We start from the raw sequence: 24,317 nt of genomic DNA, 5'->3' as shown, positions 1-24,317 counted from the left end.
CCATGGCTGCGCAGACAGATGCAAGTACCACGAACTCCGCCGACGCGGTGGATCTCGGCCCGGCCGCGGCGCTTTCCTGCCGCGAGTGCGGACACCGCGTCCCACTCGGCCCGGTCTTCGCCTGCGAGGAGTGTTTCGGCCCGCTGGAGATCGCCTACGACTTCTCGGCCTACGAGACCGAAGAGCTCCGTAAGCGCATCGAAGCGGGACCCGCGAACATCTGGCGCTACGCGCCCCTCCTGCCCGTCCCCGCGGACGTGGCGGACAAGCCGAACATCAATCCCGGCTGGACCAAGCTCGTCCAGGCCGACAACCTGGCCCGCGAGCTCGGTGTCGAGGCCGGAAAGCTCTTCGTCAAGGACGACTCCGGCAACCCGACGCACTCCTTCAAGGACCGCGTCGTCGCCCAGGCCATCGAAGCCGCCCGCGCCTTCGGCTTCACCACCCTCTCCTGCTCCTCGACCGGCAACCTCGCCGGCGCCGTGGGCGCCGCGGCGGCCCGCGCCGGCTTCCGCTCCTGCGTGTTCATCCCGCACGACCTGGAGCAGGGCAAGGTCGTCATGGCCGCGGTCTACGGCGGCGAGCTCGTCGGCATCCAGGGCAACTACGACGACGTGAACCGCTTCTGCTCCGAGCTGATCGGCGACCCGGCCGGCGAGGGCTGGGGCTTCGTCAACGTCAACCTGCGGCCGTACTACGCCGAGGGCTCCAAGACGCTGGCCTACGAGATCTGTGAACAGCTCGGCTGGAAGCTGCCGGACCAGCTCGTCGTGCCGATCGCCTCCGGCTCCCAGCTCACGAAGATCGACAAGGGTCTCCAGGAGCTCGTCAAGCTCGGGCTCGTCGAGGACAAGCCGTACAAGATCTTCGGCGCCCAGGCCGAGGGCTGCTCCCCGGTGTCCGTCGCCTACAAGGCCGGTCACGACGTCGTACGGCCGCAGAAGCCGGACACCATCGCCAAGTCGCTCGCCATCGGCAACCCCGCGGACGGGCCGTACGTGCTCGACATCGCCCGGCGCACCGGCGGCGCGGTGGAGGACGTGAACGACGAGCAGATCGTCGACGCGATCAAGCTGCTCGCGCGCACCGAGGGCATCTTCGCGGAGACGGCCGGCGGGGTGACCGTCGGCGTCACCCGCAAGCTGATCGAGAACGGTCTCCTCGACCCGGCCCTCACCACGGTCGTGCTGAACACCGGCGACGGCCTCAAGACCCTGGACGCGGTGGCCTCGGACACCGGACTGACCGCGACCATCCGTCCGAACCTCGACTCCTTCCGAGAGGCTGGCCTCGCATCATGAGCGTCAACGTCCGCATCCCCACCATCCTGCGCACCTACACCGGCGGCGCCGCCGAGGTGACAGCCGAGGGCACGACCCTCGCCGAGGTCATCACCGACCTGGAGAAGAACCACACGGGCATCGCCGCGCGCGTTCTGGACGACCAGGGCAAGCTGCGCCGCTTCGTCAACGTGTACGTCAACGACGACGACGTGAGGTTCGAGCAGGGTCTCGAAACGGCGACCCCGGACGGTGTGGGCGTCTCGATCATTCCGGCCGTCGCCGGAGGCTGATCGTTACCCTCGGTAATGCCGAACACGCTGAGTTCATCGAATTGCCCCCTCCGTGAGAGAAACGGAGGGGGCAATTCTGCATGGTTGAACGCGCTAGGGTTGGGGAAGTCGCTCCGCTTTCGCTGTCGGTTTCATGCCGGGCGCATATGAGTACCCGTTCGGCGGCCGACAAGAAGTAGCCAAACTGCCTCGCCTTTATGGGCCGTTTATGGCATTTACGGGGCCCGACTTGCCCTGAATCATTGCGGGTTCTCCGTATATCATTGATCAGCCATGCCCAGAATTCTCGTCCGATTGACCTGTTGCAGAGGGCAGTTGGACAGATACATTCAGCCGCGGTCGACGCGTTCCGGCGCACACCCCCAACCGTTGGGGGGTGAGGTCTGACCCGGATCCGCGAAGTGTGGATCTGTGCAAGGGCCAGTAATAGGGGAGTTAGGCATGGCTCAGGGCACCGTCAAGTGGTTCAACGCGGAGAAGGGGTACGGCTTCATCGCGGTCGACGGTGGTGCGGACGTCTTCGTGCACTACAGCGCGATTCAGATGGACGGCTACCGCACCCTTGAAGAGGGTCAGCGAGTGGAGTTCGAAATCTCGCAGGGCCAGAAGGGTCCGCAGGCGGACATGGTCAAACTCGCCGTCTAGTCCGGGCGCGAACGGCCACCGACGCACTCACGCCGAGGGGCCCGCATCCCACCAGGGATGCGGGCCCCTCGTGCGTCCCCGACGGCCTCCCCCTCATCTCGTGCGCGCCCGCGCGCCCGCGCGTGCCCCCTGTGCGGGCGCGCACGAGAGGCCGCCTCTGTGACTCGTGCGGAGGCCGCTCGCCGGGCCTGTTTTCGCGAGAGGCGCTTGCGCCCGCCCGTCACCCGACCACCACCCCCCAACGAGCTCGCTTCGCGAGCACACCTTGCACTCGACGGGGTCGAGTGCTAATCATTGGCGTTAGCACTCTCCCAGTGAGAGTGACAGAACTTGGATCGGGCCAGTGAGGCCCGCGGGCCTGTGGGGCAAGGAACCACAAGGCTTGCAGGCCGTCCGTCGCGGGCGCGGGCACGATCCGGAGAAATCCACCCCGTCCGGGAGGACCACTTCACATGGCCAAGATCATCGCGTTCGACGAGGAGGCACGGCGCGGTCTCGAGCGCGGGATGAACCAGCTCGCCGACGCCGTCAAGGTCACCCTCGGCCCCAAGGGCCGTAACGTCGTCCTCGAGAAGAAGTGGGGCGCGCCCACGATCACCAACGATGGTGTTTCCATCGCCAAGGAGATCGAGCTCGAGGACCCGTACGAGAAGATCGGCGCCGAGCTGGTCAAGGAAGTCGCCAAGAAGACGGACGACGTCGCCGGCGACGGTACGACCACGGCGACCGTGCTGGCCCAGGCGCTCGTGCGCGAGGGTCTGCGCAACGTCGCCGCCGGCGCCAACCCGATGGCTCTCAAGCGCGGTATCGAGAAGGCCGTCGAGGCCGTCTCCGGTGCCCTCCTCGAGCAGGCCAAGGATGTCGAGACCAAGGAGCAGATCGCTTCCACGGCCTCCATCTCCGCCGCCGACACCCAGATCGGCGAGCTCATCGCCGAGGCGATGGACAAGGTCGGCAAGGAAGGCGTCATCACCGTCGAGGAGTCCCAGACCTTCGGTCTGGAGCTGGAGCTCACCGAGGGTATGCGCTTCGACAAGGGCTACATCTCGGCGTACTTCGCCACCGACATGGAGCGTATGGAGGCCGTCCTCGACGACCCGTACATCCTGATCGCGAACTCCAAGATCGCGAACGTCAAGGACCTGCTCCCGCTCCTCGAGAAGGTCATGCAGGGCGGCAAGCCGCTGCTGATCATCGCCGAGGACGTCGAGGGCGAGGCCCTGTCGACCCTGGTCGTCAACAAGATCCGTGGCACCTTCAAGTCCGTCGCCGTCAAGGCTCCGGGCTTCGGTGACCGCCGCAAGGCCATGCTCGGCGACATCGCCATCCTCACGGGCGGCGAGGTCATCTCCGAGGAGGTCGGCCTCAAGCTGGAGAACGCGGGTCTGGACCTGCTGGGCCGTGCCCGCAAGGTCGTCATCACCAAGGACGAGACCACGATCGTCGACGGCTCCGGCTCTGCCGACCAGGTCGCCGGCCGGGTCAACCAGATCCGTGCCGAGATCGAGAACTCCGACTCGGACTACGACCGCGAGAAGCTCCAGGAGCGTCTGGCGAAGCTGGCCGGCGGCGTGGCCGTCATCAAGGCCGGTGCCGCCACCGAGGTCGAGCTCAAGGAGCGCAAGCACCGCATCGAGGACGCCGTTCGCAACGCGAAGGCGGCCGTCGAGGAGGGCATCGTCGCCGGTGGTGGCGTGGCCCTGCTCCAGGCTTCCTCGGTCTTCGAGAAGCTCGAGCTCACGGGTGACGAGGCGACCGGCGCCAACGCCGTGCGTCTCGCCCTGGAGGCCCCGCTCAAGCAGATCGCCGTCAACGGTGGTCTCGAGGGTGGCGTCATCGTCGAGAAGGTGCGCAACCTGCCCGTCGGTCACGGCCTGAACGCCGCGACCGGTGAGTACGTCGACATGATCGCCGAAGGCATCATCGACCCGGCGAAGGTGACGCGCTCTGCCCTGCAGAACGCCGCCTCCATCGCCGCGCTGTTCCTGACCACCGAGGCCGTCATCGCCGACAAGCCGGAGAAGGCCTCCGCGGCCGCTCCGGGCGGCATGCCGGGCGGTGACATGGACTTCTGATCGACCCCGGTCGATCATCGTCCTGACGTTCCGAGGGCGGCACTCCCCGCAAGGGGGGTGCCGCCCTCGGGCGTTTCCCGTTCTTCCCGCTCTCCCTTCCCGCTCTCCGCGTGCTCCGCGTTTTCTGCGGGTCCGCCGTGAGCGTGGTCCGGATCACAGCGACAGGTTCCGGCACGACGGAATGCCCTGCCCGGCTGGGCGGTTGACGCTTCAGAGCAGTTGATGCATGTGCACATACCGCACGGGATCTCCTGCCTCGCAGACCACTCGACGTCATACCGACCACCTGTTCGAGGAGCCCCCACGTGACCGCTGACGCCGCGTCCCGCGCAGCCGAGATCCTTTCCCGTCCCGTCTCGATCAACGGCCTGACCGTCCCGAACCGGATCGCCATGGCCCCGATGACCCGGATGTTCTCGCCGGGCGGTGTACCGGGGGAGGACGTCGTCGGCTACTACTCCCGCCGCGCCGCCGCGGGCGTCGGCCTGATCGTCACCGAGGGCACCTACGTCGGCCACGACTCGGCCGGACAGAGCGACGCGGTGCCGCGCTTCCACGGCGAGGACCAGCTCGCCGGCTGGACCAAGGTCGCCGACGCCGTGCACGCGGCGGGCGGCACGATCGTTCCGCAGCTGTGGCACATCGGCATGGTCCGCAAGGCGGGCGAGCCGCCCTTCGCGGACGCCCCGCCGGTCGGCCCCTCCGGCCTCTACAAGGAGGGCGCCGAGGTCACCGGCAAGAGCATGACCCAGCAGGACCTCGACGACGTCATCGAGGCGTTCGCCAAGGCCGCCGCCGACGCTGAGCGCATCGGCTTCGACGGGGTCGAACTGCACGGCGCCCACGGCTACCTGCTCGACCAGTTCCACTGGGCGGGCACCAACCGGCGCGAGGACGCGTACGGCGGCGACCCGGTGGCCCGTACGAAGTTCTCGGCGGAGATCGTCGCCGCGGTGCGCGCCGCGGTCTCGCCCGAGTTCCCCGTCATCTTCCGCTACTCGCAGTGGAAGCAGCAGGCCTACGACGCCCGGATCGCCGAGACCCCAGAGGAGCTGGAGGCGATCCTCACCCCGCTCGCCGCCGCCGGAGTGGACTCCTTCCACGCCTCCACGCGCCGCTACTGGGTGCCCGAGTTCGACGGTTCCGACCTCAACCTGGCCGGCTGGACGAAGAAGCTGACGGGCAAGCCCAGCATCAGCGTCGGCTCGGTCGGCCTGGACGGCGACTTCATCAAGGCCTTCGCGGGCGAGGGTTCCCCGGTCAAGGGCATCGACGACCTCCTCGACCGCATGGAGCGCGACGAGTTCGACCTCGTCGCCGTCGGCCGCGCGCTGCTCCAGGACCCCCAGTGGGCCGCGAAGGTCCTGGCCGGCCGCTTCGACGAGCTGGCCCCGTACGACGCGGCGGCGCTCGGTTCGCTGAGCTGACCCGGCGTGGGGTCCGGACCGACGGGAGCTGTCACGCGCGTGGCCGCTCCCGCCGGTCGGCCATCGCCGCACGCGCGGCGGCGGCGTGGGCGTGGACCGCGGTGGAGGTGAGCGGGCCGGTGAACCGCGGGGCGGTCTCGCCCCGGCACGGCCCGCAGACACCGCCGGGCAGCGCCTCCGGAGGCCCCGGGGTCCCGCACTTCGCGCACTCCAGAGTGCGCAGGGCTCGGCGAGACGGGGTGTCCGGTACTGGTTCCGGCGGGAGTTTGCTGGTCAGACGCTGCCGCACGAGGGCGGCCGGACTGTGGACGGGGACAGGGAGTCCCGCGGTCAGGGCTCGGATCACCTGTTCGTCGGTGGCGCCCCTCACGAACCACTCGGTCAGCAGGGGCGCGAGGTCCGCGCAGTCCCTGGCCGACAGGGACAGGACCGGGGTCGTACGGCCCAGAGCCGCCAGCAGGATGTGGGCGCGGGAGCGGGTGGGGGCGGACCGCCGGTCCGGGGGTTCCTGCGGCACGTCGTCGCGGCTGAAACCCGCCCACCAGCCGTCGTCCCGCGCCGTTCGGGTGAACCACGATCGGGTGACCCAGCGAGAGCTTCCCGAACCGGCCAGATGTTCGCGCCCACGGCGCAAGTGGCCCACCCGGGTCAGGTTGTTGAGCGCGGTACGCAGCGCGCACTGCCCGTACGGCAGCTCCTTGGCCAGCGTTTTCACGGAGATGTCGGCCCCGTCGGGGAGCCGGTCGACATACGCGGCGATCGCCGCCTCCCGCGGCGGGAGGTGTGCGAAGTCGTCGCTCGCGCGGGGGCGTTGCCCCGGTGCGCTGCGCTTGCCGTAGCCGGGATTGGCCATCGGGTGCGGGAAGGCGTGCGCGGAGCGGGGCACGGCACTAAAGTTGGCGTCAGCCATGGGATCGACCTCATTCGTCGGATCTCGTTGGTCAAACCCCCGCAGGTGTTGGCGCACCTGGCGGGGGTTGTTCGTCTTGTGGGCACGCTAGAGCCTGGTGACTGTGCGTGGCAAGTCGGTCGCGAGAAGTCAACTCTCCAGGGTGGGTGGGCGGGTTGGGCCCACCGCCCATTCCTTGTTGAGAGCGCTCGGAGTTCGGTACTTGAGCTTCGGACCTGGGGTTACTGGGCCTTGACCCCTTCGAGGAAGGTCGCCCACACCTGGGCCCGGAACGTGAGCCGGGGCCCGTCGGGGTTCTTGGAGTCCCGGACGGGGACGAGGGTGGGGTGACCGTCGGCGACTTCGAGGCAGTCGCCGCCGTCACCGGCGCTGTACGTCGACTTGCGCCAGCGGGCGACCTCCAGGCAGTTGCCGCCGCTGGCGTCGCTGTAGTCGGACCTGTGCCAGGTGACCGAACTCAGTTCGTACTCATGGGCGTTGTTCTCCATGCTCGTAATCATGCGCCATGGACTCGACCAGGGACAGGGAAGCCCGAGGCGCGAGCGCCGCCGCTTGAATGAGGTTGAAGGTGAGGGTGTGCCGGGCGACCGTGGCCGGGTCGTCCACCAGTTTCCCCATGTCCACCCCCTCGATGAAGCAGAGTGGAGGCGCGTCCATGAACTCCATGAGCTTCAACGAACCGCCCATCGCGGCATGTGTACCGGCGTCGAACGTCAGTACCTGCATGATGATCCGGCGGCGATGCGCCAGGTCCGCCAAATGGCGAAGAGCCTCCGCCATCGTTGCGGCTCCGCCGACCGGTCGGCGGAGCGCGGCCTCGTCCAGAATCACCCACAACAGCGGGGTTGTTGGATTGTCAAGGAGGCGGGCGCGCTCCATGCGGGTCGCCACCAGCTCCTCGATCTCGGTGTCTGGGACTGTCGGCCGGTAGATGCGAAACAGGTCCGCGGCGTACGCCGGGGTCTGCAACAAGCCGGGGATGAGCAGCGGGAGATAGTGCTTGATCGCCGTAGCGATCGCCTCCGCCTCCGCCGCCTCCGCGAAGTGGTCCGGGTACTTGGACCTGGCCAGCGCCCGGCAGTTGCGTGCGAAGAACCCCTTGGTCCCCAGGATCTCGTCTATCTGGACGGCGTATTCAAGCTGCAACCGCCGTGTCCCCGACTCCAGTTGGCCGATGAACGAACCGCTCACGAAGAGTGGTTCGCCCAGTTCGGCCTGGCTGAAGCCGGCGTTCTCGCGGGCGTGCCGCAACTCCGCGCCGATCATGGCGCGTGGTGAGGAGGACGGGTCGAGGTCCTTGGATCCGGGCAAGGCAACTCCCTGTCGAACAGAAGGGGTTGTTGGAGCTCCGTCTCTTCCAGGTTAGAGAGGCGATGGTCACGCTGGGTGGTGAACGTGAACACTCAGCGTGGAAGGTGCGGTGCGATGGAGATGACGTCGAGCAAGCGCGTGCGGCCGACGGAGGAGATCGTCGAGGAGCTGCGGGCGGCGCTCACCGGGGTCGGTGTGGTGCTGCCGTCGCTACGGGTCGATCCGGTGACCGGCGCGAGCGACGAGCCGTTCGCCCTGGTCGCGCTCGGGCGGTGCAACGTGGGCACCGCCCAGAAGCTCACCGCCGTGCTGCGCGCGTGCGGTACCGAGGCGGGCACGGGCGGTGGCGAGGCGTGAGCGCGGAGTACGCCGTCGACGTGCGGGACGGGCGGCTCGGCCAGGTGATGGGGCGCGAGGGCGGCCTCGTACAACTGCGGCCGCCCGGCGGTGGACGTGAGTGGGACTGTCCCGAGGAGGCCCTCGGGGAGGTGCCGCCGGGGCAGGTGCTGCGGGCGCGGGTGCGGCGGCTCAACGCGGAGGGGCGACTGCCGTGACCCCGCGCCGGAGGCGGGCCGGGTCCCCGGATCGCCCCGGCTTCCCGGACCGCTCGCCTAAAGGTTCCCCATCGGCTCGATGTCGACCTTGACCGGCGTGCCCCAGATGCGGAGCACCTCGTAGTCGGTGAACTCGTGGACGAGGCGGTAGGCCATGCCGGGGCGGGGGGTCCGGCGCTCGGCGGCGAGGTAGCGCTCGGCTTCCTGGCGGTCGCGTCGGGGGGTGCCGCAGAGGTGCCACGTCTGGCCGGTCCAGACTTCCGGGAGCCAGCGCTGCTGGGGTTCGGGGCGGTCGCCGCGGATCCCGTAGCGGGTCATCGTGCGGTCGGGGAGCTCGTCCGGGGCGGGCGCCCGGCCGTGCCCGTACGCGTCGTTCACCTCGGTGCGGCGGGCGGTGCGGCGGCGGGTCTCGCAGAGCAGGCAGCGGTCCGGGGCGCTCTCGTCCACCGGGCCGTTCGGATGCTCGGAGCAGCGGGTGGTCGGGGCCGCCGTCGTCACCGTGTCGTCGAGCAGGTCCAGGGCCCGCTTCAGGTCCGCCTTGACCTCGTGCAGCTTGGCGTCGGGGGTGTCGGTGTTCAGGGCGTCACCGTGCTCCCCGAGCAGCCGCAGGGCGCGGCCGAGGGCGGTCAGCTGTGCGTGGTTCATGGTCCCAGCCTCGCACGCGCCACCGACAGCCCGGCCGGGACAGGTCCTAAACGGCGGCCTGTTCCGCCGCCTGTTCCGTCCGGCGGGCCGGTGCCACGCCGCCGAGGCCGAGGAAATAGGTGGCCGCGAACCCGACGGCGTACCCGGTGAGCAGGCCGCCCGCGTAGATCGCGGCGGTCAGGGCGAGGCCCCGGTTGCCGGACAGCAGCGGGAACAGGGCCAGGCCGGAGGGCCCGATGGCCGTCGAGCCGACCCGGTCGCCCAGCATCGAGAAGAAGCCGATGAAGGCGCCGCCCGCCGCTCCGCCCGCGCAGGCCGTGACGAAGGGGCGGCCGAGGGGGAGGGAGACGCCGTAGACCAGGGGTTCGCCGACGCCGAGGAGGCCGGCCGGGAGCGCGGATCTGATGGTCGTACGGAGCGAGGTGTCGTGGCGCAGCCGGACGTACACCGCGAGGGCGGCGCCGACCTGGCCCGCGCCCGCCATGGCCAGGACGGGCAGCAGGACGGTGTAGCCCTGCTGCTCGATGAGCGTGGTGTGGATGGGGATGAGGGCCTGGTGCAGGCCCAGCATCACCAGGGGGAGGAACAGGGCGCCGAGGACGAGCCCGGCGAAGGCGCCCGTGGTGGAGAGCAGCCAGGCGGCGGCCGTGCCGATGGCGGAGGAGAGGGCGCCGGCCGCGTACATCAGCGCGTACAGCGTCACCAGGCCGGTCAGCAGCACGGTGAGGGTGGGGGTGACCAGGACGTCCAGGGTGGGCGGAACCCAGCGGCGGCACCACTTCTCCACGTACGTCCCGAGGAGCGCCGCGGCCAGGGCGCCCAGGACACCGCCCTGGCCGGGGGCGAGCGTCACCCCGAGGACCGTCACCTTGGCGACCCCCGCGTAGACGATGACCGCGGCCACCGCGCCACCCAGGACCGGGGTGCCGCCGAACTCCTTGGCCGTGTTGTAGCCGACGAAGACGGCGATCAGCGCCATGAATCCGGCGGCGATCGCGGTCAGGGCGGGGGTGAGACCCGGCAGTACGCCGAGGTTGACCAGCAGGCCGTTGAGGCCCGCGATCACCCCGCAGCCGATCAGGCCGGGGATCAGCGGCACGAAGACGTCCGCGATCCGCCGCAGGAGCAGCTTGAGGGGGGTGGCGTTGCGGCGGGTCCGGGCGGCCTTCAGCTCGGCGCCGCGAAGGGTGAGCCTGTCGGCCGTGGTGGTTCCGTCGTCGCGAAGGGTGAGCCTGTCGGCCGTGGTGGTTTCGTCGTCGTGCGGGGCGAGCAGGTCGGCCGTGGTCGTCAGGAGCGCCTCGAACTCCGGCGTCACCCGGGCGACCGTGCCGGGGCCCAGCACGATCTGGCACGTGCCGCCGTCCGTGACCAGGCCGAGGACGGCGGGCAGGGCCCGCAGGCCCTCCCCGTCCACCAGGCTCGGGTCCCGCAGTCCCAGCCGGAGCCGGGTCATGCAGTGGGCGACGGTCAGGACGTTCGCGGGGCCGCCCACGAGGGGGAGGATCGCCGCTGCTGTGGTGGAGTCCGGTGTGCGCACCCCCCGAGCGTGCTGGTCAGCCGGACGCCTTCGCCAGCGCGGCGCGCAGATGGCCCTCGGACTCCTCCAGAAGGCGGGCGGCCATCGGCCCGTCCACACCACTGAGGAGGGTCAGGATGGCGTTCTTCACCTCGCCGTCCGTGGCGGCCAGCGCGTGCTCGATCTCCTCGTCGGAGGCGCCGGTGGCGAGCGCGACGATCCGGCGGGAGCGGGCCCGCAGCTTCTCGTTCGAGGCGCGTACGTCGACCATCAGGTTCCCGTACGTCTTGCCGAGCCGGATCATCGTGATCGTCGAGAGCATGTTCAGGACGAGCTTCTGCGCGGTGCCGGACTTCAGGCGGGTGGAGCCGGTGAGCAGTTCGGGGCCGACCACGACCTCGATGCCGTGGTCGGCGGCGGCGGCGAGCGCGCTGCGCTCGTTGCAGGACAGGCCGACCGTCAGCGCGCCCTGCTTCCGGGCGTGCTCGACCGCGCCCACGGCGTACGGGGTGCGGCCCGAGGCGGAGACACCGACCACCGTGTCGTCGGCCGTCACGGCGAGCGCGTCCAGGTCGGCCGCCGCCAGCTCCCGGGAGTCCTCGGCGCCCTCGATCGAGGTGACCATGGCGGTCGGGCCGCCCGCGATCACGCCGACGACCCGGGAGGGGTCGGTGTTGAAGGTGGGCGGGCACTCGGAGGCGTCCAGGACGCCCAGGCGGCCCGCGGTGCCGGCCCCCGCGTAGATGAGGCGTCCGCCGCGGGACATGCGCTCCGCGATGGCGTCGATCGCGGTGGCGATGAGCGGGAGCTGCGCGGCGACGGCCGTCGGCACCGTCGCGTCCTCCCCGTTCATGAGCCGCGCGATCTCCAGTGTGGGCAGCCGGTCGATCTCGGACAGTTCCGGACGGAACGCCTCGGTGGTCAGCGTCTCCAGCTCTGCTCGAAGATCGCCGTGGTCGGGCATGGAGGTCATGGGAGGAGCGGCTCTTTCCGGTGAGGTGTCGTACCGCGCCCGGGAGGCGGGGCGCGGGCCGGGACGACGTGCGGCACCGCTCACGGGCGCGACCAGCCACCCGCGGACCGCGGTCTCCCGGCTGAATCAAGTCCCCGTGCTCTGTCCGCGCGGCGCGGCTACCGTCCGCCGCGCGGGGAGTGGCGGTGCGCCAGGGCCTCGTACGAGGCGGACAGCGCGGGCGCCGCCGTCTCGTAGGTGCGCTGGGCGACCCCCACGAACAGACAGTCCACCACCAGCAGCTGGCTCGTGCGCGACGACATGGCCGCCGGGCGCAGCTCGCTCTCGCGGGCGGTCGAGGTGGTGAGGATGTGGTCGGCGTACTGCGCGACCGGTCCGCCGGGGCGGCCGGTGATCGCCACCGTCGTCGCCCCGTGCTCGAAGGCGACCCGGAGCGGCTCGATGACGTCGCCGGTCGAGCCGGAGTGCGTGATGGCTATCGCCACGTCCTTGGCGCGCAGCTGCACCGCGTTGGTCACCGCGAGGTGCGGGTCGCTGTGCGCGTGCACTATGAGCCCGATCCGCATGAGCTTCTGCAGGAGGTCCTGGGCGACGAGACCGGACGCGCCGACGCCGTAGATGTCGACGCGGCGGGCGGTGGCTATGGCGGCGACGGCATGGCCGAGCTGCACCGTGTCGAGCGCGGCGGCGGTGTCGGCGAGGGTCTGCTGCTCGTCGTACGCGAGCTTCGCCACGACGTCCGCGATCGGGTCGTCGACCGCGATGTCGGCGGTGACGGCGGGGGCCCGGCCCGACTGCTGCTGGGCGGCGAGCCCGGCGAGCGCGAGACGCAGGTCGCGGTATCCGGGATAGCCGAGGAGGCGGGCCGTGCGCACGACCGTGGCCTCGCTGGTGCCGGTGAGCCCGGCGAGTCCGGTGACCGTGAGGGCCGCGCAGCCGGCCGGGTCACCGGCGACGGCCTCGGCGACCCGCTGCATGGAGCGCGTCATCGAGGGGGCGAGCGTGCGTACCTTGGCCGCGAGGGCGGCGGGGGCGGGCGGCGCCTCACCCGCGAAAATTTCCTTCACGTCATGGGTCACATTATGAAAGATATTTTCCTTTGGGGTGGGCGGTCAATAGTGCGCACAATGGGGACATGGACCCCACCGGCAGCCCCCTCGGCCCCCTGGAGCAGGCGTTGCACGCGGCGCGCGCCCGAGTCCTCGCCGACCTGATCGCGGGCCGGGTCGCCGAGGCGGACGTCGTCTCCCTGGTGGAGGACTCGGTGGTGCAGCGCCGCTGGTGGGTCGAGCAGTGGCCGGAGGGTGCCGGATTCGTCGCGGGGCTCGTCGCCCAGGACGTGCAGGACGCGCTCCTGGAGCGGTACGGACGGTGGCCGCTGTGCCCGGTGTGCGCCACCGGTGACCCGCACGCCCTCGACGTGGAGCCCGAGTTGGGGCCCGACCCGCACTGGGTGTGTCACCAGGCGGGCGTGAAGGTCGCCTCCGTGGGCTCCCTGAGCTCGGCGACCGGCGGAAACCCGCCCTCGTGACCGTCTACATCGATCCCCCCACCTGGCCGGGGCACGGCCGCGTGTGGTCGCACCTGATCAGCGATGCCTCGTACGACGAACTCCATTCTTTCGCCGAGGAGTTGGGCGCACCCCCGCGCGCCTTCGAGCGAGACCACTACGACATCCCCTCGCATCGCTACGCCGACGCGGTCGCGGCGGGAGCGGTGGAGGTCAGCAGCCGTGAGGTCGTACGACTGCTGCACGGGGCGGGGCTTCGACGGCGCAAGCGCGCCGGGTGACCACGCGCGGGACGCGGGGCGCCTTCGCGGGACCCCGCCGGGCTGTCGCGCCCGCCCGCACCCTTGTGGCCGCCCGGGGCTGTCGGGTGGGGCCGCTCCCCGGCCGACCGGCCCGGCCCGCCGGGCCCCCGCCGCCTCAGGCCTCGCGCGCGTACAGCCGCAACGACTCGTCCAGGTCGTGCAGTTCGCGGGCCGCCTTCTCCAAGTCCTCGCTCACGCGGGTGAATCCGGCGCGGGCGATCACCCGCTGGGAGGGGGCGTTCTCCCGGTCGATGGCGGCGAACAGAAGCTTCACGTCGTCCTGGGCCAGGGCCTGTTCGGAGAGGGCACGCAGGGCCTCGGTCGCGTAGCCCCGGCCGCGGGCGTCCTCCGCGAGGTCGTAGCCGACCTCGGCGCGCCCCTCCTCGTCGGGGACGCCGTGGAAGCCGATCCCGCCGACCGCCCGCCCGTCCTCGCGCCGAACGAGCACGAACATCCCCCACTCCGGCCGGTGCGCCCCCTCCTCGTACGCGCTGACGATCATCCCCGCGGCGTCCCGCGTGCCCTCGAACGGGCCGCCCTCGATCCACTCGAAGCCGCCCGTGCCGCCCGCCCGCAGATCGGCGGCGGCGGCCGGGGTGACCCCCTGGAGCGTGAGCCGCTCGGTGTCGATGACCAGGTTGTTGTTCCAGCGCCACTCGGTGAGCGGTTCCCGGCCGGGAAGGTCGCCGCGCCCGGTGGCCCACAGGAGTGTGCTCCACGGGGCCTCGGGCTCGGGCCGGACGTGCGGGAAGATCCGGGTGAGGACCCAGGTGCACAGCTCGTCCGGCGGGCTGTACGGCAGACCGAGTCCCTCGGCGATGTCGTGCGTGTGCAGCAGCGCCTCGGCGACCCCCATCGCGGCGAAGCCCTCGCGGTTCGCGCTGCGGAACGGGTACGGATGGAAGGCGCGCACCTCGCGCTGCGTCGTCCGGACGGCGGCGGCCAGCAGTCCGCCGGTCGCCTCGATCACGTCGACGACATCCGCGTTGCCGGTGCCGTCGTCCAGCGTGATCTCGAACGGCACCCAGGCCGTGGTGGGCCGCCCGGCCAACTGCCCGGCGTACGCGATGAGATCACCGGCGATGTGCTCGGCGGTCCGTCGGCAGTCCCACTCCAGCCGCCCCGCCCGTACGCCGTCCCAGTCCCGCCCGGCCGCCGGCCGCAGCAGCGCGGCACAGCTCGCGACGGCTTCCTCCACCCGGTCCCCACCCATGTCTGTCATGCGGCCGAGAATAGGACGGATCACGCTGCGGACGTACGGCATTCTCCACCGGTCCCCGGCTTGCCGTCGCCGATGACGGCGCCGGGCCGGGGACCGGCGGTGTTGCCCAGGTCGGAGGCCGAGGCGGTGGTGGCCCCCGCCGGGGGCGGGGCGATCGGGGCCGGCGTCCGCAACGCCCGGGGCGGTCGTGGACCGGCACTCGGCGGCCCGGCATCCGGGCCGGCGGTAGGTCACGTCCGCGTCAGTGCCGCCAGCTCGTCCCGCATGTTCCGGCGCGCCGGCCGCGCCCATGCGCGCTCCCCGTACGGCGTCCTGAACAGCCTCGGCAGGTCGAGGAGTTGGCGCAGCACGGCCGCCCGGCCCACCCGGAAGGCGTCGTCGGGGACGAACGCGTACTCCTCGCGGACGGCGGCGGTGTAGGCGGCGTACGCGGCCGGGGGCGACGCGAGGATCGCGAGGTCCGCGTCGCACAGGACGGCGCCGTCGGTGTCGTGGTCGGCCGGGTCGTGGGTGACGGTGAGCTGGACGAGCCGGGCGACCTCGGCCGTACGCTCCTGGCCGATCCCCAGCTCGGCCAGCGCGCGTTCGGCGAGCCGGGCCGAGCGCTCCTCGTTCTCCGAGCGGTCCGGGAGGTACACGGCGTCGTGGAACCAGGCCGCCAGGCGCACGGCGGCCGGATCCTCCGCCCGCTCCCCGTGCGCCTCCAGCACGTCGATGTGGTCGAGGACCGCGAGGAGATGGTCGGTGGTGTGGTACCGGCGCCGGGGTTCGGCCCAGCGGTCCAGGAGGTTCGACGCGTAGGGCTCCGGCGCCGGGCCGGACCCGTCGTCGTCACGGGCGGCCAGGACGGTGTCCGCCCAGCGCCTCGTCAGCTCCGCGTGGGCCGGGTGGCGGGTGCTCTCTGCTGCCATGGCGCCATTGTCCCCGCCGTCCGACGGCCGCCGGCGTCGGCTCGGAACCACCGGCGGAGGGGCGCGGTCCATCGGCTTCGGTCCATCGACGAGCTGGAACGCGGTATGACCGAGTCGGGACCCGCGATCGCCCGTACCCGGGGTGCCCTCGACGCGGTCGCGCTCGGCGAGTGGGTCCATGCCGGGGACGCGCGCGAGGCGTTGGGCGAACCGGGGAGCGGATCCGCGGCGACCGCGGCGGACCCGGCGGACGAGGGCCGGCGCACCGGCACGGGGCGGTGGCCCCGAAGGACCGGTCCGCCCATAGAGGCGGACCGGTCCGTCGGTCACTTGAGGTAGACCAGTCCGTCGGTCGTGACCGCGGGCCGTCCGGAGGTGCCGACGACCACGAGCTTCACCGTGTGCTTGGCGGCACCGGTCCAGGTCGTCGCCCAGACGGCGTCGCGGTACTTGGTCGTCGTCGACTTCAGATCCACGGTGGCGGTCTTCTTGCCGTCCACGTAGACGTACACCTGCCCCGAGGTCGCGGCACGCGACATCACCAGGGCCGCCGAGCGGCCGGTGAAGGTCCAGGTCAGCGAGGCGTTCTTCGTGGAGCTGCCGTACGACCTGCCGCCCAGGTAGGAGCTCGACGACTTGGACGTCCAGGTGCCGGACCTGGTGGCCGCGCTCTCCTGGAGGATCACGGGGGTGCCGCTCACCGAGGCCGAGGCGGTGTTGCCGGCCCGGTCGTACGCGGTCATCTTCCAGGCCGTGGCGACACCGGACTTGGCGGTGAGGTCCGAGCTCGTGACCGTCGGGCCGTACGTCTTCGCGACCGGGGCGGTGAGGCGGACCTCCTTCAGCCCGACCGTGTCGGTGGCCTTCCACCTCAGGGTGAGCGGGACGGCCGTGGTGCTCACCGTGCCGGTGCGCAGGGCGAGGTTCGGCTTGGTGGAGAAGACGGGCGGCGTGGTGTCGGCGGGGGTGGCCTTAGTGGTGGGTGAGGGGGTGGCGGCGGGGGTGGTGGCCTTCGTGGTGGGTGAGGGGGTCGCGGCAGGGGTGGTGACGTCCGTGGTGGGCGGGGCGGTTTCGGCGAGGACGGTGACGTCCGCGCTGACCGCGGTCCTGCCGGACTGGTGGACGCCCTGTACGGCGATCCGGTGGGTGCCCGGCGCCAGCTTCACCTCGGCGGAGGTGGCGGTGCCGGCGACGGTGGCCGTGACCTCGCCGTCGACCAGTACGTCGTACTCCTTGACCAGGGCGGCCGGGGTCGAGGCCGACCACTTCACGGTGACGGCGGTGTCGGCGAGGACGGTGGTGCCGGATGCGCCGGAACCGGTGACCGAGTCCAGCGTGAGCCCTTCGACCGCTCCGCCCGCCCAGGCGCGGATCGTGGGCAGCAGGGCGTAGTAGGCGTCGCCCGGGCAGACGGTGTTGTAGCCGTCGCGGTGGCCGTGGATGACGGGGAAGGTCATCCTGGTGCCCGCCGCCCACGTCTGGCGGAAGTAGTTCGGTCCGCTCGCGCCCGCGGTGAGGGTGGTGGTGCCCGTCGGGTCGACGCCGTACTGGCCGAGCTTCCACGCGGCGAGCCGGGCGACCGAGGTCATCGCCTCCTTCGAGGGGGTCACGTCGCTGTAGTCACCGATGATCGCGATGCCCGTGGTCTCGGAGTTGAAGCCGTAGGCGTGCGCACCCATCACGGGCCGGTCGACGCCGCCCTTGCGGCCCTCGTAGATCGTGCCGCACTTGTCGACGAGGAAGTTGTAGCCGATGTCCTTCCAGGTCAGCTGCTCCACGTCGTAGGTGTAGACGGCCCGGATGACGGCCGGGGCCTCGGCGCAGCTGTAGTCGTTGGAGGTGGCGGTGTGGTGCAGCACCACCGCCTTGATCTTCTCGCCCGGCAGATAGCCGGGCTCCTCGGGGCTGATGGACTCGTCCGCGCCCCAGCCCTCACGCGAGGTGATCGGCGGGCGGGGCACGGTGGACGGCGGGGCCGGGGGTACCGACGCCGACGCCGACGCGGTCGGCGTGGCCGAGCCCGACGCGGAGCCGGCCGGGGAAGGGTCGGCGCTCCCGGTGGACGGCTGTGCCTCCGTCTCCGTGGGCGCAGCCGTCGGGTCGGACGAGGGCTCGGAGGTGAGGGACGGGGACGGATCGGGCGAGCCGGTGTCCGTGGGGTCGTCCGTCGTGGGCGGCTCGGCCGGGTCAGCCGGGGCGGTCGGGTCGGTCGGGTCGGCCGGGTCGGTCGGGTCGGCCGGGTCGGTCGGGTCGGCCGGGTCCATCACGAACCCGGCGGGCTCCAGCCGCGAGGCCGTATCGCCGCCGGGGTCGATCATGTCCAGCCGGAGGCCCTCGGGCAGCCGCTGCGACGGCCGGCCGGACATCCGCACCTCGACCCCGTCGGACGGGCCCACCCACGCCGGTGCGGTGCCGCCGCGGGACGCGCCCCGCTCGCCCTCGCCGCTGTCGCCGTCCAGCCGCAGCCACTTCGACCACGCGTGACTCGCCGTGCCCCGGGTCCGGACCTCGATGGCGCCCGCCACCCGCGCGGACGGCTCGGCCCAGGTGATCCCGAGCATGCTGAAGGGCGCGGTATCGCGCCGGTCCAGATGGGCGGACGCGCCGCCGTCGGCCACGGTCAGCGCGGCGGTGGTCGAACTGGTCCGGATCGGCCCGGACTTCCCGTCGTCCCCGGAACCGCCCTCGTTCCCGCCCGTGGCCCCTTGGACGACCAGCGTCCCGGACACCGCCGCGACCGCCAGAACGGCCGCGCCCCACCCACGTCGTCGCACTGCACTGTCCTTTCACGTGACCTTTACATGATCTACACGTCCGAGGAGGGTATATGAGGGTTCAACTATGGCTGGAACGGGGTGGAGTCGGGCGCGCGGGCCGGGGGGGTCCGGGAGGGTTCCGGGAGGGTCCGGGCCGGAAACCGCCGCGCCCTCACCTTCGTTCGTCGTGATCTTGTCGCGCCTCCGCTTCCGCCCGCGTACTGTTGGATTGGACTAGACCTATAGCGGCCCAGGAGAAGAGGTCCGATGAGTGAGCGGAAGAGCGCGGTCCTGGAGGTGATCGCCCTCGGCGTGGAGGACGCGGTCGCCGCTCAGGCCGGCGGTGCGGACCGGCTGGAGCTGGTCACCGACATGGCGGCCGACGGGCTGACCCCGTCGGTGGAGACCTTCGCCGGGATCCGTGCCTCCGTCGACATCGCACTGCGCGTGATGCTGCGCCTGTCGGACGGCTTCGCGGCGGGCGGCGCGAAGGGCGTCGACGCTCTCGTACGGATCGCGGGCGCCATGCGGGACGCGGGCGCGGACGAGTTCGTGCTCGGTTTCCTGGACGAGCACGGTGGCGCCGACCTGGCCGCCGTGGAGCGGATCGTCGCCGAACTGGACGGCTGCCGCTGGACGTTCCACCGCGCGATCGACCGCGCCGCCGACCGCGACGCCCTGCGCAAACAACTCGCGGACCTGCCCGGCCTCGACGCCTATCTGACCGCCGGGTCCCCGACGGGCGTCGACGACGGGCTCTCCGTCCTCGCGGCCGAGTCGTCCCGGCGCGGCGAACCGGGATACGAGCCACGGATCATGGTCGGCGGCGGCCTGCGCCTCGACCATGTGCCGGGGCTGCGCGCCGCGGGCCTCGACGCCTTCCACATCGGTGGCGCCGCACGTCCGGGGGGCTGGGCGGGACCCGTCTCGGCGGCGGCGGTACGGGAGTGGCGGACCGCTCTCGACGCGTAGCGCACCCTCGTCGACGCGCCGGGCGCCGTCCCCGTCCGGGGGGTGGCCGGACGCGGGGGCCCGTGATACCGGCCGTCGCCGGCGGTCCGGTGTCCGCGGTGCCGTCCTCGTCGACGTGCGGCGGCCCCCCCGGCGTGCGGTGGCCGCGCTCCTCGCGCGGCGGGTCCGGTCGTGCCTGGCGTGTCGGTCTCGCGCGGCGGGTCCGGTCCGGCATGGGATGCCGGTTCTGCTCGACTGGTCCGGTCCGGCGCGGTATGCCGGTTCTGCGCGGCTGGCCCGGTCCGGCAGGTCACGGATCCATCTCCGCCACGTAGTTGTTGTGTTGTGAGAGTCACGTGGTGGTCACGCGCCGACCTCGGGCGTGCATATTTGGTCATGCCCCGATCGGCCGGGGCATGACAATCACGCATATGTGCGGGCCGGCGAGAGCGGTGCGGCAGCACAGCAGTATCAGGGGGACGAGGCTCCATGCCATCCATACGCAGCCGCACGCTCGCGGCAGCCGCGGTCGTGACCGCGGCCGTCATGATCACCACCACGGCCTGTGACGGCAAGAAGGGCGACGACGGGGCCTCCGCGCGGCCCTCGTCGTCCACCCAGGCCGGCAAGGGCGCCGACACCGGTCAGGGCGACGGCTCCGTCTCGGTCGGCGGCTACAAACTGCCCGCCGGCATTCCCACCGACCTCAGCGGCGCCGCCCTGGACAAGTGGAGGAACGGGGGGTGGAAGGACTACAGCGACTGGGCGTCCAAGGCGGAGGACTTCGCCAACCCGTACATCAAGGACTTCTGGACGCCGGAGAAGATGGCCGCGGCCAAGGCGAGCATCCCGGTCGCCCAGGCGGGCAGCACCAGTTCGGGCTCGGGCGGCGGCGCCACCTCCTACCTGCCCGACGGCAGGGTGGCCAAGCAGACCGCCGCCAAGGTCAAGGGGACCTACCACCACTACGCGCCGCCGGTCGGCAAGCTGTTCTTCTCCTCGCCCGAGGGCGGCATGGTCTGCTCGGCCGCCGTCGTCACCGACCCGGCGCACCCCGGCAAGTCCAACCTGGTGTGGACCGCGGGCCACTGCGTGCACGCGGGCAAGGGCGGCGGCTGGTACCGCAACATCGCCTTCGTCCCCTCGTACAACAACAACGCGAACCTGGGCAGCCGCCAGATCACCGACCCGCGCGCCAAGGCCGTCTCCCCGTACGGCATCTGGTGGGCCGACTGGGCCACCACCTCCTCCCAGTGGATGAAGGGCGGCGCCCACACGGGCAACGCGGCCTCCGGGTACGACTACGCCGTGCTCCACGTCAAGCCCGAGAGCGGCGGCAAGTCCCTTCAGGAGCGGCTCGGTTCGGCTCTGCCGGTGTGGTTCGGCGCCCCGGCCGCCAACAAGGTCAAGTCCATGAAGGTCCGCGGCTACCCGGCCGAGGCGCCCTACGACGGCTCGAAGATGTACGACTGCCACGGCGCCACCAAGCGGTTCGTGCTCGCGAGCAACGTCCCCGCCCAGTTCATGATCGGCTGCACCATGAACGGCGGCGCGTCCGGCGGTCCCTGGTTCATGAGCCACAACGGCCGGACCTACCTGGTCTCCAACAACTCCCTGAGCGACCGCAAGACGTTCATCACCGGGCCGCGCCTCGGTGAGAACGCCAAGCAGGTCTACCTGGCGACCAGCAGGAAGTTCAATTAGCGCCTCGCGACGAGCGGTTGGCGACCCCCAGCAGTGTGCCGGGGGCCGCGGACCCGCTGCTGACCGGCCCGACCTGGCCAGGTCGGGCCGGGGCGGGGCGGGGCGGGCAAGGTCGGTCGCTCCCCTCCCCTCCCCTCTCCTCCGGTCCAGTCCAGTTCGGTCCGGTCAGGCCAGTTCGGCCGGGAGCGGCGCCGCGTGCGTCACGATCAGGCCCGAGACCGCCCGGGTGAGCGCCACGTACAGGCGGCGCAGGCCGGTGCGCTCGTCCGGCTCGCCGTCGACGACGGCCCGCGGCTCGTCCAGGACCACGTAGTCGTACTCCAGGCCCTTGGCGAGCGAGGCCGGCACCAGGGTCAGCCGGGTCTCGGCCGTCGTCTCCTCGCCCGGACCGAGATACGTCCGCCCGGCCGCCGTCAGCGCCTCGGCGAGCGCGGGGATCCGGGCGTCGGCCGCGATCAGCCCGACCGATCCCTCATGGCCCAGCAACTCCTCCACCGCGCCCAGGACTTCGGCGTCCTCCGTGCTCGCGCGCACCTCGAAGAAGCCCGGGTTCTCCCGCACCGAGGCGACCGGCGCGAGACCGGGCGCGATGTGCGGCAGCAGCCGGGACGCGTAGGTGATGACATCCGTGGGGACGCGGAAACCCGCCGTCAGCTCCTCGACCACCGCGTCCCCCTTGCCCAGATGGCCGAGGGCCTCCTCCCAGCTCCGGGTCGCCCACGGGGTCGTCCCCTGCGCCAGGTCCCCGAGCACGGTCGCCGAACCCGTCGTGCAGCGCCGCCCCACCGCTCGGTACTGCATCGGCGACAGGTCCTGGGCCTCGTCGAGCACCACGTGCCCGAGGGAGTGCGTACGCTGGACCAGATCCGTGGCCTCGTCGATCAGTACGGCGTCGGCGGCCGACCACTTCGCGGCCTTCACGCCGCGCACCGGCTTCGCCCAGAGGATCTCCTTCTGCTCGGCCTCGTCGAGCAGCCCCTCCGCGTGCTCGGCGAGGAACTCCGCGTCGGTCAGCAGCCGGAGCACCAGCTTCGCCGGGTCGACCGCGGGCCAGATCGCCTTGACGGCGGCCTTCACGGCTGTGTTGCGGGCGACGGCGTCCTGCACCCGGTCGTCCGGGGCCTCCCCGGAGCGCTCCATCTGGACCAGCACGGCATGCGCGATCCGCTGCGGAAGGGCCTGGTGGGCGGCGCCGTACCGGATGTCGCGGTCGAGCAATTCCTTGACGATCTCCTCCAGTTCGTACGCCGGGACGCGCCAGCGCCGTGATCCCCGGATCACCATCACCGGCTCGGTGGGGATGCTCACGTGCGAGCGGACGGCCCGGCGCAGCACCTCGGCCATCCGGGCGTCGCCCTTGATCACGGCCGCGGTCGCTTCGTCGCTGCCGCGCACCTCGACATGCGCGACCAGGTCGTCGACGGTCGCCTGCCTGACCTCCAGCTCGCCCAGGGCGGGCAGGACCTGCTCGATGTAGTGCAGGAAGGACTTGTTCGGCCCGATGACCAGGGTGCCGGTGCGGGCCAGTCGCTCCCGGTGCGCGTACAGCAGATACGCGACCCGGTGCAGGCCGACGGCGGTCTTCCCGGTGCCGGGACCTCCCTGCACACAGACCGAACCGGACAGTCCGGACCGTACGATCTCGTCCTGCTCCGGCTGGATGGTCGCCACGATGTCGCGCATCGGACCGACGCGCGGGCGCTCGATCTCCTGCTGGAGCAGCTTGCTGGTGGCCGCGGCCTCGGCCGGGTCGGAGAGGTGCTCGTCCTCGTAGGCCGTGAGGTCGCCGCCGGTGTAGCCGAAGCGGCGGCGCAGCCCGACGTCCATCGGGTCCTTCTTCGAGGCCCGGTAGAACGGCTGCGACACCGGCGCGCGCCAGTCGATGACCATCGGGTCGCCGCCGGCGTCGTGGACATGCCGGCGCCCGATGTAGAAACGCTCGCCCGCCGCGCCCTCCGCCAGGTCGGAGCCGGGAGCGTGCAGATAGTCGAGCCGTCCGAAGAACAGCGGGGTGTGGCTGAGGTCGGCGAGGGCCTTGATCCGCTCGCCGATCTGCCGGTGCAGCACCTCGGCGTTCACCCAGTTCGCGGTGACGTCGCGGATGTCGAGGTTTTCCGCGTCCTCGCGCATCGCTCGGAGCGCCGAACGGGAGTGGGTGAGGTGGGCGCGCTCGCGGGACAGGGGATCGTCGAAGCCGGGCGGGGCGCTGGACGCGCCGTCGGACAGGGTGGACACGGGGAATTGCCTCCGGGGAAACCTGCTGCGGGAAGAGCTGCGGAAGACCTTCGGGAGTGCTTCGGAAGAGCTGCGGAAGTGCTTCGGGAGTGCTTCGGAACTTGTGCAGATCGTGGATCTCTGCGGATTTCGTTGGGAATCTGTCCAGAATCCGTGCGGAATCCGGTGTGACTCCAGGTGCCGTCCGGTTTCCGGCCGGGCGGCGGCACTCCGTGAAGGGAGGCGGGCAAGAGCGAAGATTCTAGGCGACGGGTGGATGCCGGGGCCAACGGGTTTTCCGCTGCCCGACTGCCTTGTCGGGGTCGGGCATCCGGGGACCCTAGGGGTCGGTGTCCGTCGTGGGGCGTACGGCGGGAGGCCCGGAGCCGTACCTGGGGGGTGACGAGGTTCGGTCCGAAGACCGACGCCATTCGGAGGATCGGTGCGCACCATGGAGATATGAGTGCAGCCACTTTCACCCAAGGTCCTGCCCATCCCGGGCCCGTCGCGCGTGGCGCGACGGCCGTCACCTCTGTCCACCACCGTCACCGTCTCGGCGACGCCGTGCGCGCCGTCAAGGTGTTCGCACGCGCGGCCTTCGGGGTGGTCCTGCTCGGCGAGTACGGCGAAGAAGCGGGCGTCCGCCGCCACTGACGCGTACGCCCGCTCCTTTTCCGCGGGTGCCCCGGTATCCCGGGGTACGCGGCCCCGGACGTCCACGCCTCGCGCCGATGTCCTCCAGGCCCCTTGAGGGAGCCTGGCCCGCCGCTGGCCCGCACCCCGCCGTACCCCGGTGACCTGTCCGCGTGTTTCACGTCGCGCGCCGGTTGGCCGCGGGCTCGTCCAGCGCCGGTGGGCCGCACCCCTGCGTACGCCGGTGACCGGCACGGCGCTGGTTGGCCGCGGGCTCGTCCAGCGCCGGTGGGCCGCATCCCGCCGTACGCCGGTGACCTGTTCTCGCGCCCTCGCGCCCTCGCGCCGATGCCCTGCGCGCCCCCTCGGGGCAGCATGGTTCCGCCGCTGGGCCGCACCCCCGCCGTACGCCGCCGCGGCGGGCGGTACGCCGGGAGCACATGGGCGGTCGGCGCAGCCGGCTCACTGCCGCAGCGTGCCGCGCG

At 71.6% G+C, this 24,317-nt stretch carries 24 protein-coding genes; 13 read left to right on the top strand and 11 right to left on the bottom strand.

Annotated features, from left to right (window positions below; genetic code table 11):
- Window positions 1–2: 2 nt before the first annotated feature.
- The 5 genes from thrC (at window position 3) to ACFYW8_RS10430 (ending at window position 5,720) form a co-directional block, all read left to right on the top strand.
- A complete protein-coding gene (gene thrC, locus ACFYW8_RS10450) occupies window positions 3–1,301 on the top strand; it encodes a threonine synthase (protein ID WP_389070278.1) in 1,299 nt (432 codons plus the stop codon).
- Entirely contained in the window at window positions 1,298–1,573 is a 276-nt protein-coding gene (locus ACFYW8_RS10445; RefSeq protein ID WP_261701880.1) for a MoaD/ThiS family protein, read from the top strand. The genes thrC and ACFYW8_RS10445 overlap by 4 nt, the downstream gene beginning before the upstream one ends.
- A 441-nt stretch (window positions 1,574–2,014) precedes the next feature.
- The gene (locus tag ACFYW8_RS10440; protein ID WP_005315736.1) at window positions 2,015–2,218 is read left to right on the top strand and encodes a cold-shock protein; all 204 of its coding nucleotides are present in this window, start codon (window positions 2,015–2,017) and stop codon (window positions 2,216–2,218) included.
- A 452-nt stretch (window positions 2,219–2,670) separates the two neighbouring features.
- Window positions 2,671–4,293 carry a chaperonin GroEL gene (gene groL / locus ACFYW8_RS10435; protein WP_355766807.1) on the top strand — a complete coding sequence of 541 codons (1,623 nt, stop codon included), beginning with the start codon at window positions 2,671–2,673 and terminating at the stop codon, window positions 4,291–4,293.
- Between the two features lie 305 nt (window positions 4,294–4,598).
- Window positions 4,599–5,720 (top strand): NADH:flavin oxidoreductase, encoded by a 1,122-nt coding sequence (locus ACFYW8_RS10430; protein WP_365871438.1) that lies wholly within the window; start codon window positions 4,599–4,601, stop codon window positions 5,718–5,720.
- 31 nt (window positions 5,721–5,751) lie between these two features.
- Here ACFYW8_RS10430 and ACFYW8_RS10425 read toward each other — a convergent pair whose 3' ends face one another.
- The 3 genes from ACFYW8_RS10425 to ACFYW8_RS10415 form a co-directional block, all read right to left on the bottom strand.
- Window positions 5,752–6,630, bottom strand: a complete 879-nt coding sequence (locus ACFYW8_RS10425; protein ID WP_389070264.1) for a hypothetical protein — start codon at window positions 6,628–6,630, stop codon at window positions 5,752–5,754.
- Window positions 6,631–6,851: 221 nt separating this feature from the next.
- Entirely contained in the window at window positions 6,852–7,118 is a 267-nt protein-coding gene (locus ACFYW8_RS10420) for a DUF397 domain-containing protein (protein WP_389070259.1), read from the bottom strand.
- On the bottom strand, window positions 7,099–7,941 hold the full coding sequence (locus ACFYW8_RS10415; RefSeq protein WP_389070255.1) for a helix-turn-helix domain-containing protein: 843 nt from the start codon (window positions 7,939–7,941) through the stop codon (window positions 7,099–7,101). The genes ACFYW8_RS10420 and ACFYW8_RS10415 overlap by 20 nt, the downstream gene beginning before the upstream one ends.
- A gap of 114 nt (window positions 7,942–8,055) precedes the next feature.
- Here ACFYW8_RS10415 and ACFYW8_RS10410 point away from each other — a divergent pair, with 114 nt between their 5' ends.
- Window positions 8,056–8,298, top strand: coding sequence for a hypothetical protein (locus tag ACFYW8_RS10410; RefSeq protein ID WP_389070251.1), 243 nt, complete (start codon window positions 8,056–8,058; stop codon window positions 8,296–8,298).
- Complete coding sequence (locus tag ACFYW8_RS10405; protein WP_365871805.1) at window positions 8,295–8,495, top strand: hypothetical protein; 201 nt, start codon at window positions 8,295–8,297, stop codon at window positions 8,493–8,495. Before ACFYW8_RS10410 ends, ACFYW8_RS10405 begins: the two co-directional genes overlap by 4 nt.
- 57 nt (window positions 8,496–8,552) lie before the next feature.
- Here the strand turns inward: ACFYW8_RS10405 and ACFYW8_RS10400 are convergent, their stop codons facing one another.
- The 4 genes from ACFYW8_RS10400 to ACFYW8_RS10385 form a co-directional block, all read right to left on the bottom strand.
- Window positions 8,553–9,140, bottom strand: coding sequence for a hypothetical protein (locus tag ACFYW8_RS10400; protein ID WP_365871448.1), 588 nt, complete (start codon window positions 9,138–9,140; stop codon window positions 8,553–8,555).
- Window positions 9,141–9,186: 46 nt separating this feature from the next.
- Window positions 9,187–10,677 (bottom strand): PTS transporter subunit EIIC, encoded by a 1,491-nt coding sequence (locus ACFYW8_RS10395; RefSeq protein ID WP_389070241.1) that lies wholly within the window; start codon window positions 10,675–10,677, stop codon window positions 9,187–9,189.
- 16 nt (window positions 10,678–10,693) lie between these two features.
- Window positions 10,694–11,629 (bottom strand): N-acetylmuramic acid 6-phosphate etherase, encoded by a 936-nt coding sequence (gene murQ / locus ACFYW8_RS10390; RefSeq protein ID WP_389070237.1) that lies wholly within the window; start codon window positions 11,627–11,629, stop codon window positions 10,694–10,696.
- Between the two features lie 158 nt (window positions 11,630–11,787).
- Entirely contained in the window at window positions 11,788–12,708 is a 921-nt protein-coding gene (locus tag ACFYW8_RS10385; RefSeq protein ID WP_365871454.1) for a MurR/RpiR family transcriptional regulator, read from the bottom strand.
- Window positions 12,709–12,764: 56 nt separating this feature from the next.
- Between ACFYW8_RS10385 and ACFYW8_RS10380 the strand changes: the two genes are divergently transcribed.
- The gene (locus ACFYW8_RS10380; RefSeq protein WP_389070231.1) at window positions 12,765–13,160 is read left to right on the top strand and encodes a hypothetical protein; all 396 of its coding nucleotides are present in this window, start codon (window positions 12,765–12,767) and stop codon (window positions 13,158–13,160) included.
- Window positions 13,157–13,420, top strand: coding sequence for a DUF4031 domain-containing protein (locus tag ACFYW8_RS10375; RefSeq protein WP_365871458.1), 264 nt, complete (start codon window positions 13,157–13,159; stop codon window positions 13,418–13,420). The genes ACFYW8_RS10380 and ACFYW8_RS10375 overlap by 4 nt, the downstream gene beginning before the upstream one ends.
- Window positions 13,421–13,556: 136 nt before the next feature.
- Here the strand turns inward: ACFYW8_RS10375 and ACFYW8_RS10370 are convergent, their stop codons facing one another.
- Window positions 13,557–14,663, bottom strand: a complete 1,107-nt coding sequence (locus ACFYW8_RS10370) for a GNAT family N-acetyltransferase (protein WP_389070227.1) — start codon at window positions 14,661–14,663, stop codon at window positions 13,557–13,559.
- Between the two features lie 230 nt (window positions 14,664–14,893).
- Window positions 14,894–15,574: a hypothetical protein gene (locus ACFYW8_RS10365; RefSeq protein WP_389070222.1), complete on the bottom strand. Its 681-nt coding sequence runs from the start codon at window positions 15,572–15,574 to the stop codon at window positions 14,894–14,896.
- Between the two features lie 105 nt (window positions 15,575–15,679).
- Here ACFYW8_RS10365 and ACFYW8_RS10360 point away from each other — a divergent pair, with 105 nt between their 5' ends.
- A complete protein-coding gene (locus ACFYW8_RS10360; RefSeq protein ID WP_389071178.1) occupies window positions 15,680–15,913 on the top strand; it encodes a hypothetical protein in 234 nt (77 codons plus the stop codon).
- Here ACFYW8_RS10360 and ACFYW8_RS10355 read toward each other — a convergent pair.
- Window positions 15,901–18,348 carry an N-acetylmuramoyl-L-alanine amidase gene (locus tag ACFYW8_RS10355; RefSeq protein WP_389070218.1) on the bottom strand — a complete coding sequence of 816 codons (2,448 nt, stop codon included), beginning with the start codon at window positions 18,346–18,348 and terminating at the stop codon, window positions 15,901–15,903. The two genes, ACFYW8_RS10360 and ACFYW8_RS10355, sit on opposite strands and share 13 nt — an antisense overlap.
- A gap of 249 nt (window positions 18,349–18,597) precedes the next feature.
- Between ACFYW8_RS10355 and ACFYW8_RS10350 the strand changes: the two genes are divergently transcribed.
- Both ACFYW8_RS10350 and ACFYW8_RS10345 read left to right on the top strand, forming a co-directional pair.
- Window positions 18,598–19,302 (top strand): copper homeostasis protein CutC, encoded by a 705-nt coding sequence (locus tag ACFYW8_RS10350; RefSeq protein ID WP_389070213.1) that lies wholly within the window; start codon window positions 18,598–18,600, stop codon window positions 19,300–19,302.
- A gap of 468 nt (window positions 19,303–19,770) precedes the next feature.
- The gene (locus tag ACFYW8_RS10345; protein ID WP_389070208.1) at window positions 19,771–20,985 is read left to right on the top strand and encodes a trypsin-like serine peptidase; all 1,215 of its coding nucleotides are present in this window, start codon (window positions 19,771–19,773) and stop codon (window positions 20,983–20,985) included.
- A gap of 165 nt (window positions 20,986–21,150) precedes the next feature.
- On the opposite strand, the gene ACFYW8_RS10340 is transcribed toward ACFYW8_RS10345, so the two are convergent.
- Window positions 21,151–23,220, bottom strand: a complete 2,070-nt coding sequence (locus tag ACFYW8_RS10340; RefSeq protein ID WP_389070205.1) for a HelD family protein — start codon at window positions 23,218–23,220, stop codon at window positions 21,151–21,153.
- Between the two features lie 438 nt (window positions 23,221–23,658).
- On the opposite strand from ACFYW8_RS10340, the gene ACFYW8_RS10335 reads away from it, so the two are divergent.
- Entirely contained in the window at window positions 23,659–23,853 is a 195-nt protein-coding gene (locus tag ACFYW8_RS10335) for a hypothetical protein (RefSeq protein ID WP_355841351.1), read from the top strand.
- Window positions 23,854–24,317 lie beyond the last annotated feature (464 nt).

The organism is Streptomyces sp. NPDC002742 (assembly GCF_042888885.1).
Taxonomy (GTDB): Bacteria; Actinomycetota; Actinomycetes; order Streptomycetales; family Streptomycetaceae; genus Streptomyces.
Note: the sequence above shows the minus strand (reverse complement) of the source record. Positions and strands in the feature narration are given on the sequence as shown.

What these genes read in the sequence shown, in the direction of transcription:
- ACFYW8_RS10335 (WP_355841351.1), top strand. Translation starts at nt 23,659, where the DNA reads ATGAGTGCAGCCACTTTCACCCAAGGTCCTGCCCATCCCGGGCCCGTC.
- thrC (WP_389070278.1), top strand. Translation starts at nt 3, where the DNA reads ATGGCTGCGCAGACAGATGCAAGTACCACGAACTCCGCCGACGCGGTG.
- ACFYW8_RS10365 (WP_389070222.1), bottom strand. Translation starts at nt 15,574, where the DNA reads ATGGCAGCAGAGAGCACCCGCCACCCGGCCCACGCGGAGCTGACGAGG.
- ACFYW8_RS10440 (WP_005315736.1), top strand. Translation starts at nt 2,015, where the DNA reads ATGGCTCAGGGCACCGTCAAGTGGTTCAACGCGGAGAAGGGGTACGGC.
- ACFYW8_RS10345 (WP_389070208.1), top strand. Translation starts at nt 19,771, where the DNA reads ATGCCATCCATACGCAGCCGCACGCTCGCGGCAGCCGCGGTCGTGACC.
- ACFYW8_RS10370 (WP_389070227.1), bottom strand. Translation starts at nt 14,663, where the DNA reads ATGACAGACATGGGTGGGGACCGGGTGGAGGAAGCCGTCGCGAGCTGT.
- ACFYW8_RS10420 (WP_389070259.1), bottom strand. Translation starts at nt 7,118, where the DNA reads ATGGAGAACAACGCCCATGAGTACGAACTGAGTTCGGTCACCTGGCAC.
- ACFYW8_RS10360 (WP_389071178.1), top strand. Translation starts at nt 15,680, where the DNA reads ATGACCGAGTCGGGACCCGCGATCGCCCGTACCCGGGGTGCCCTCGAC.
- ACFYW8_RS10410 (WP_389070251.1), top strand. Translation starts at nt 8,056, where the DNA reads ATGGAGATGACGTCGAGCAAGCGCGTGCGGCCGACGGAGGAGATCGTC.
- ACFYW8_RS10425 (WP_389070264.1), bottom strand. Translation starts at nt 6,630, where the DNA reads ATGGCTGACGCCAACTTTAGTGCCGTGCCCCGCTCCGCGCACGCCTTC.
- murQ (WP_389070237.1), bottom strand. Translation starts at nt 11,629, where the DNA reads ATGACCTCCATGCCCGACCACGGCGATCTTCGAGCAGAGCTGGAGACG.
- ACFYW8_RS10445 (WP_261701880.1), top strand. Translation starts at nt 1,298, where the DNA reads ATGAGCGTCAACGTCCGCATCCCCACCATCCTGCGCACCTACACCGGC.
- groL (WP_355766807.1), top strand. Translation starts at nt 2,671, where the DNA reads ATGGCCAAGATCATCGCGTTCGACGAGGAGGCACGGCGCGGTCTCGAG.
- ACFYW8_RS10400 (WP_365871448.1), bottom strand. Translation starts at nt 9,140, where the DNA reads ATGAACCACGCACAGCTGACCGCCCTCGGCCGCGCCCTGCGGCTGCTC.
- ACFYW8_RS10380 (WP_389070231.1), top strand. Translation starts at nt 12,765, where the DNA reads ATGGACCCCACCGGCAGCCCCCTCGGCCCCCTGGAGCAGGCGTTGCAC.
- ACFYW8_RS10350 (WP_389070213.1), top strand. Translation starts at nt 18,598, where the DNA reads ATGAGTGAGCGGAAGAGCGCGGTCCTGGAGGTGATCGCCCTCGGCGTG.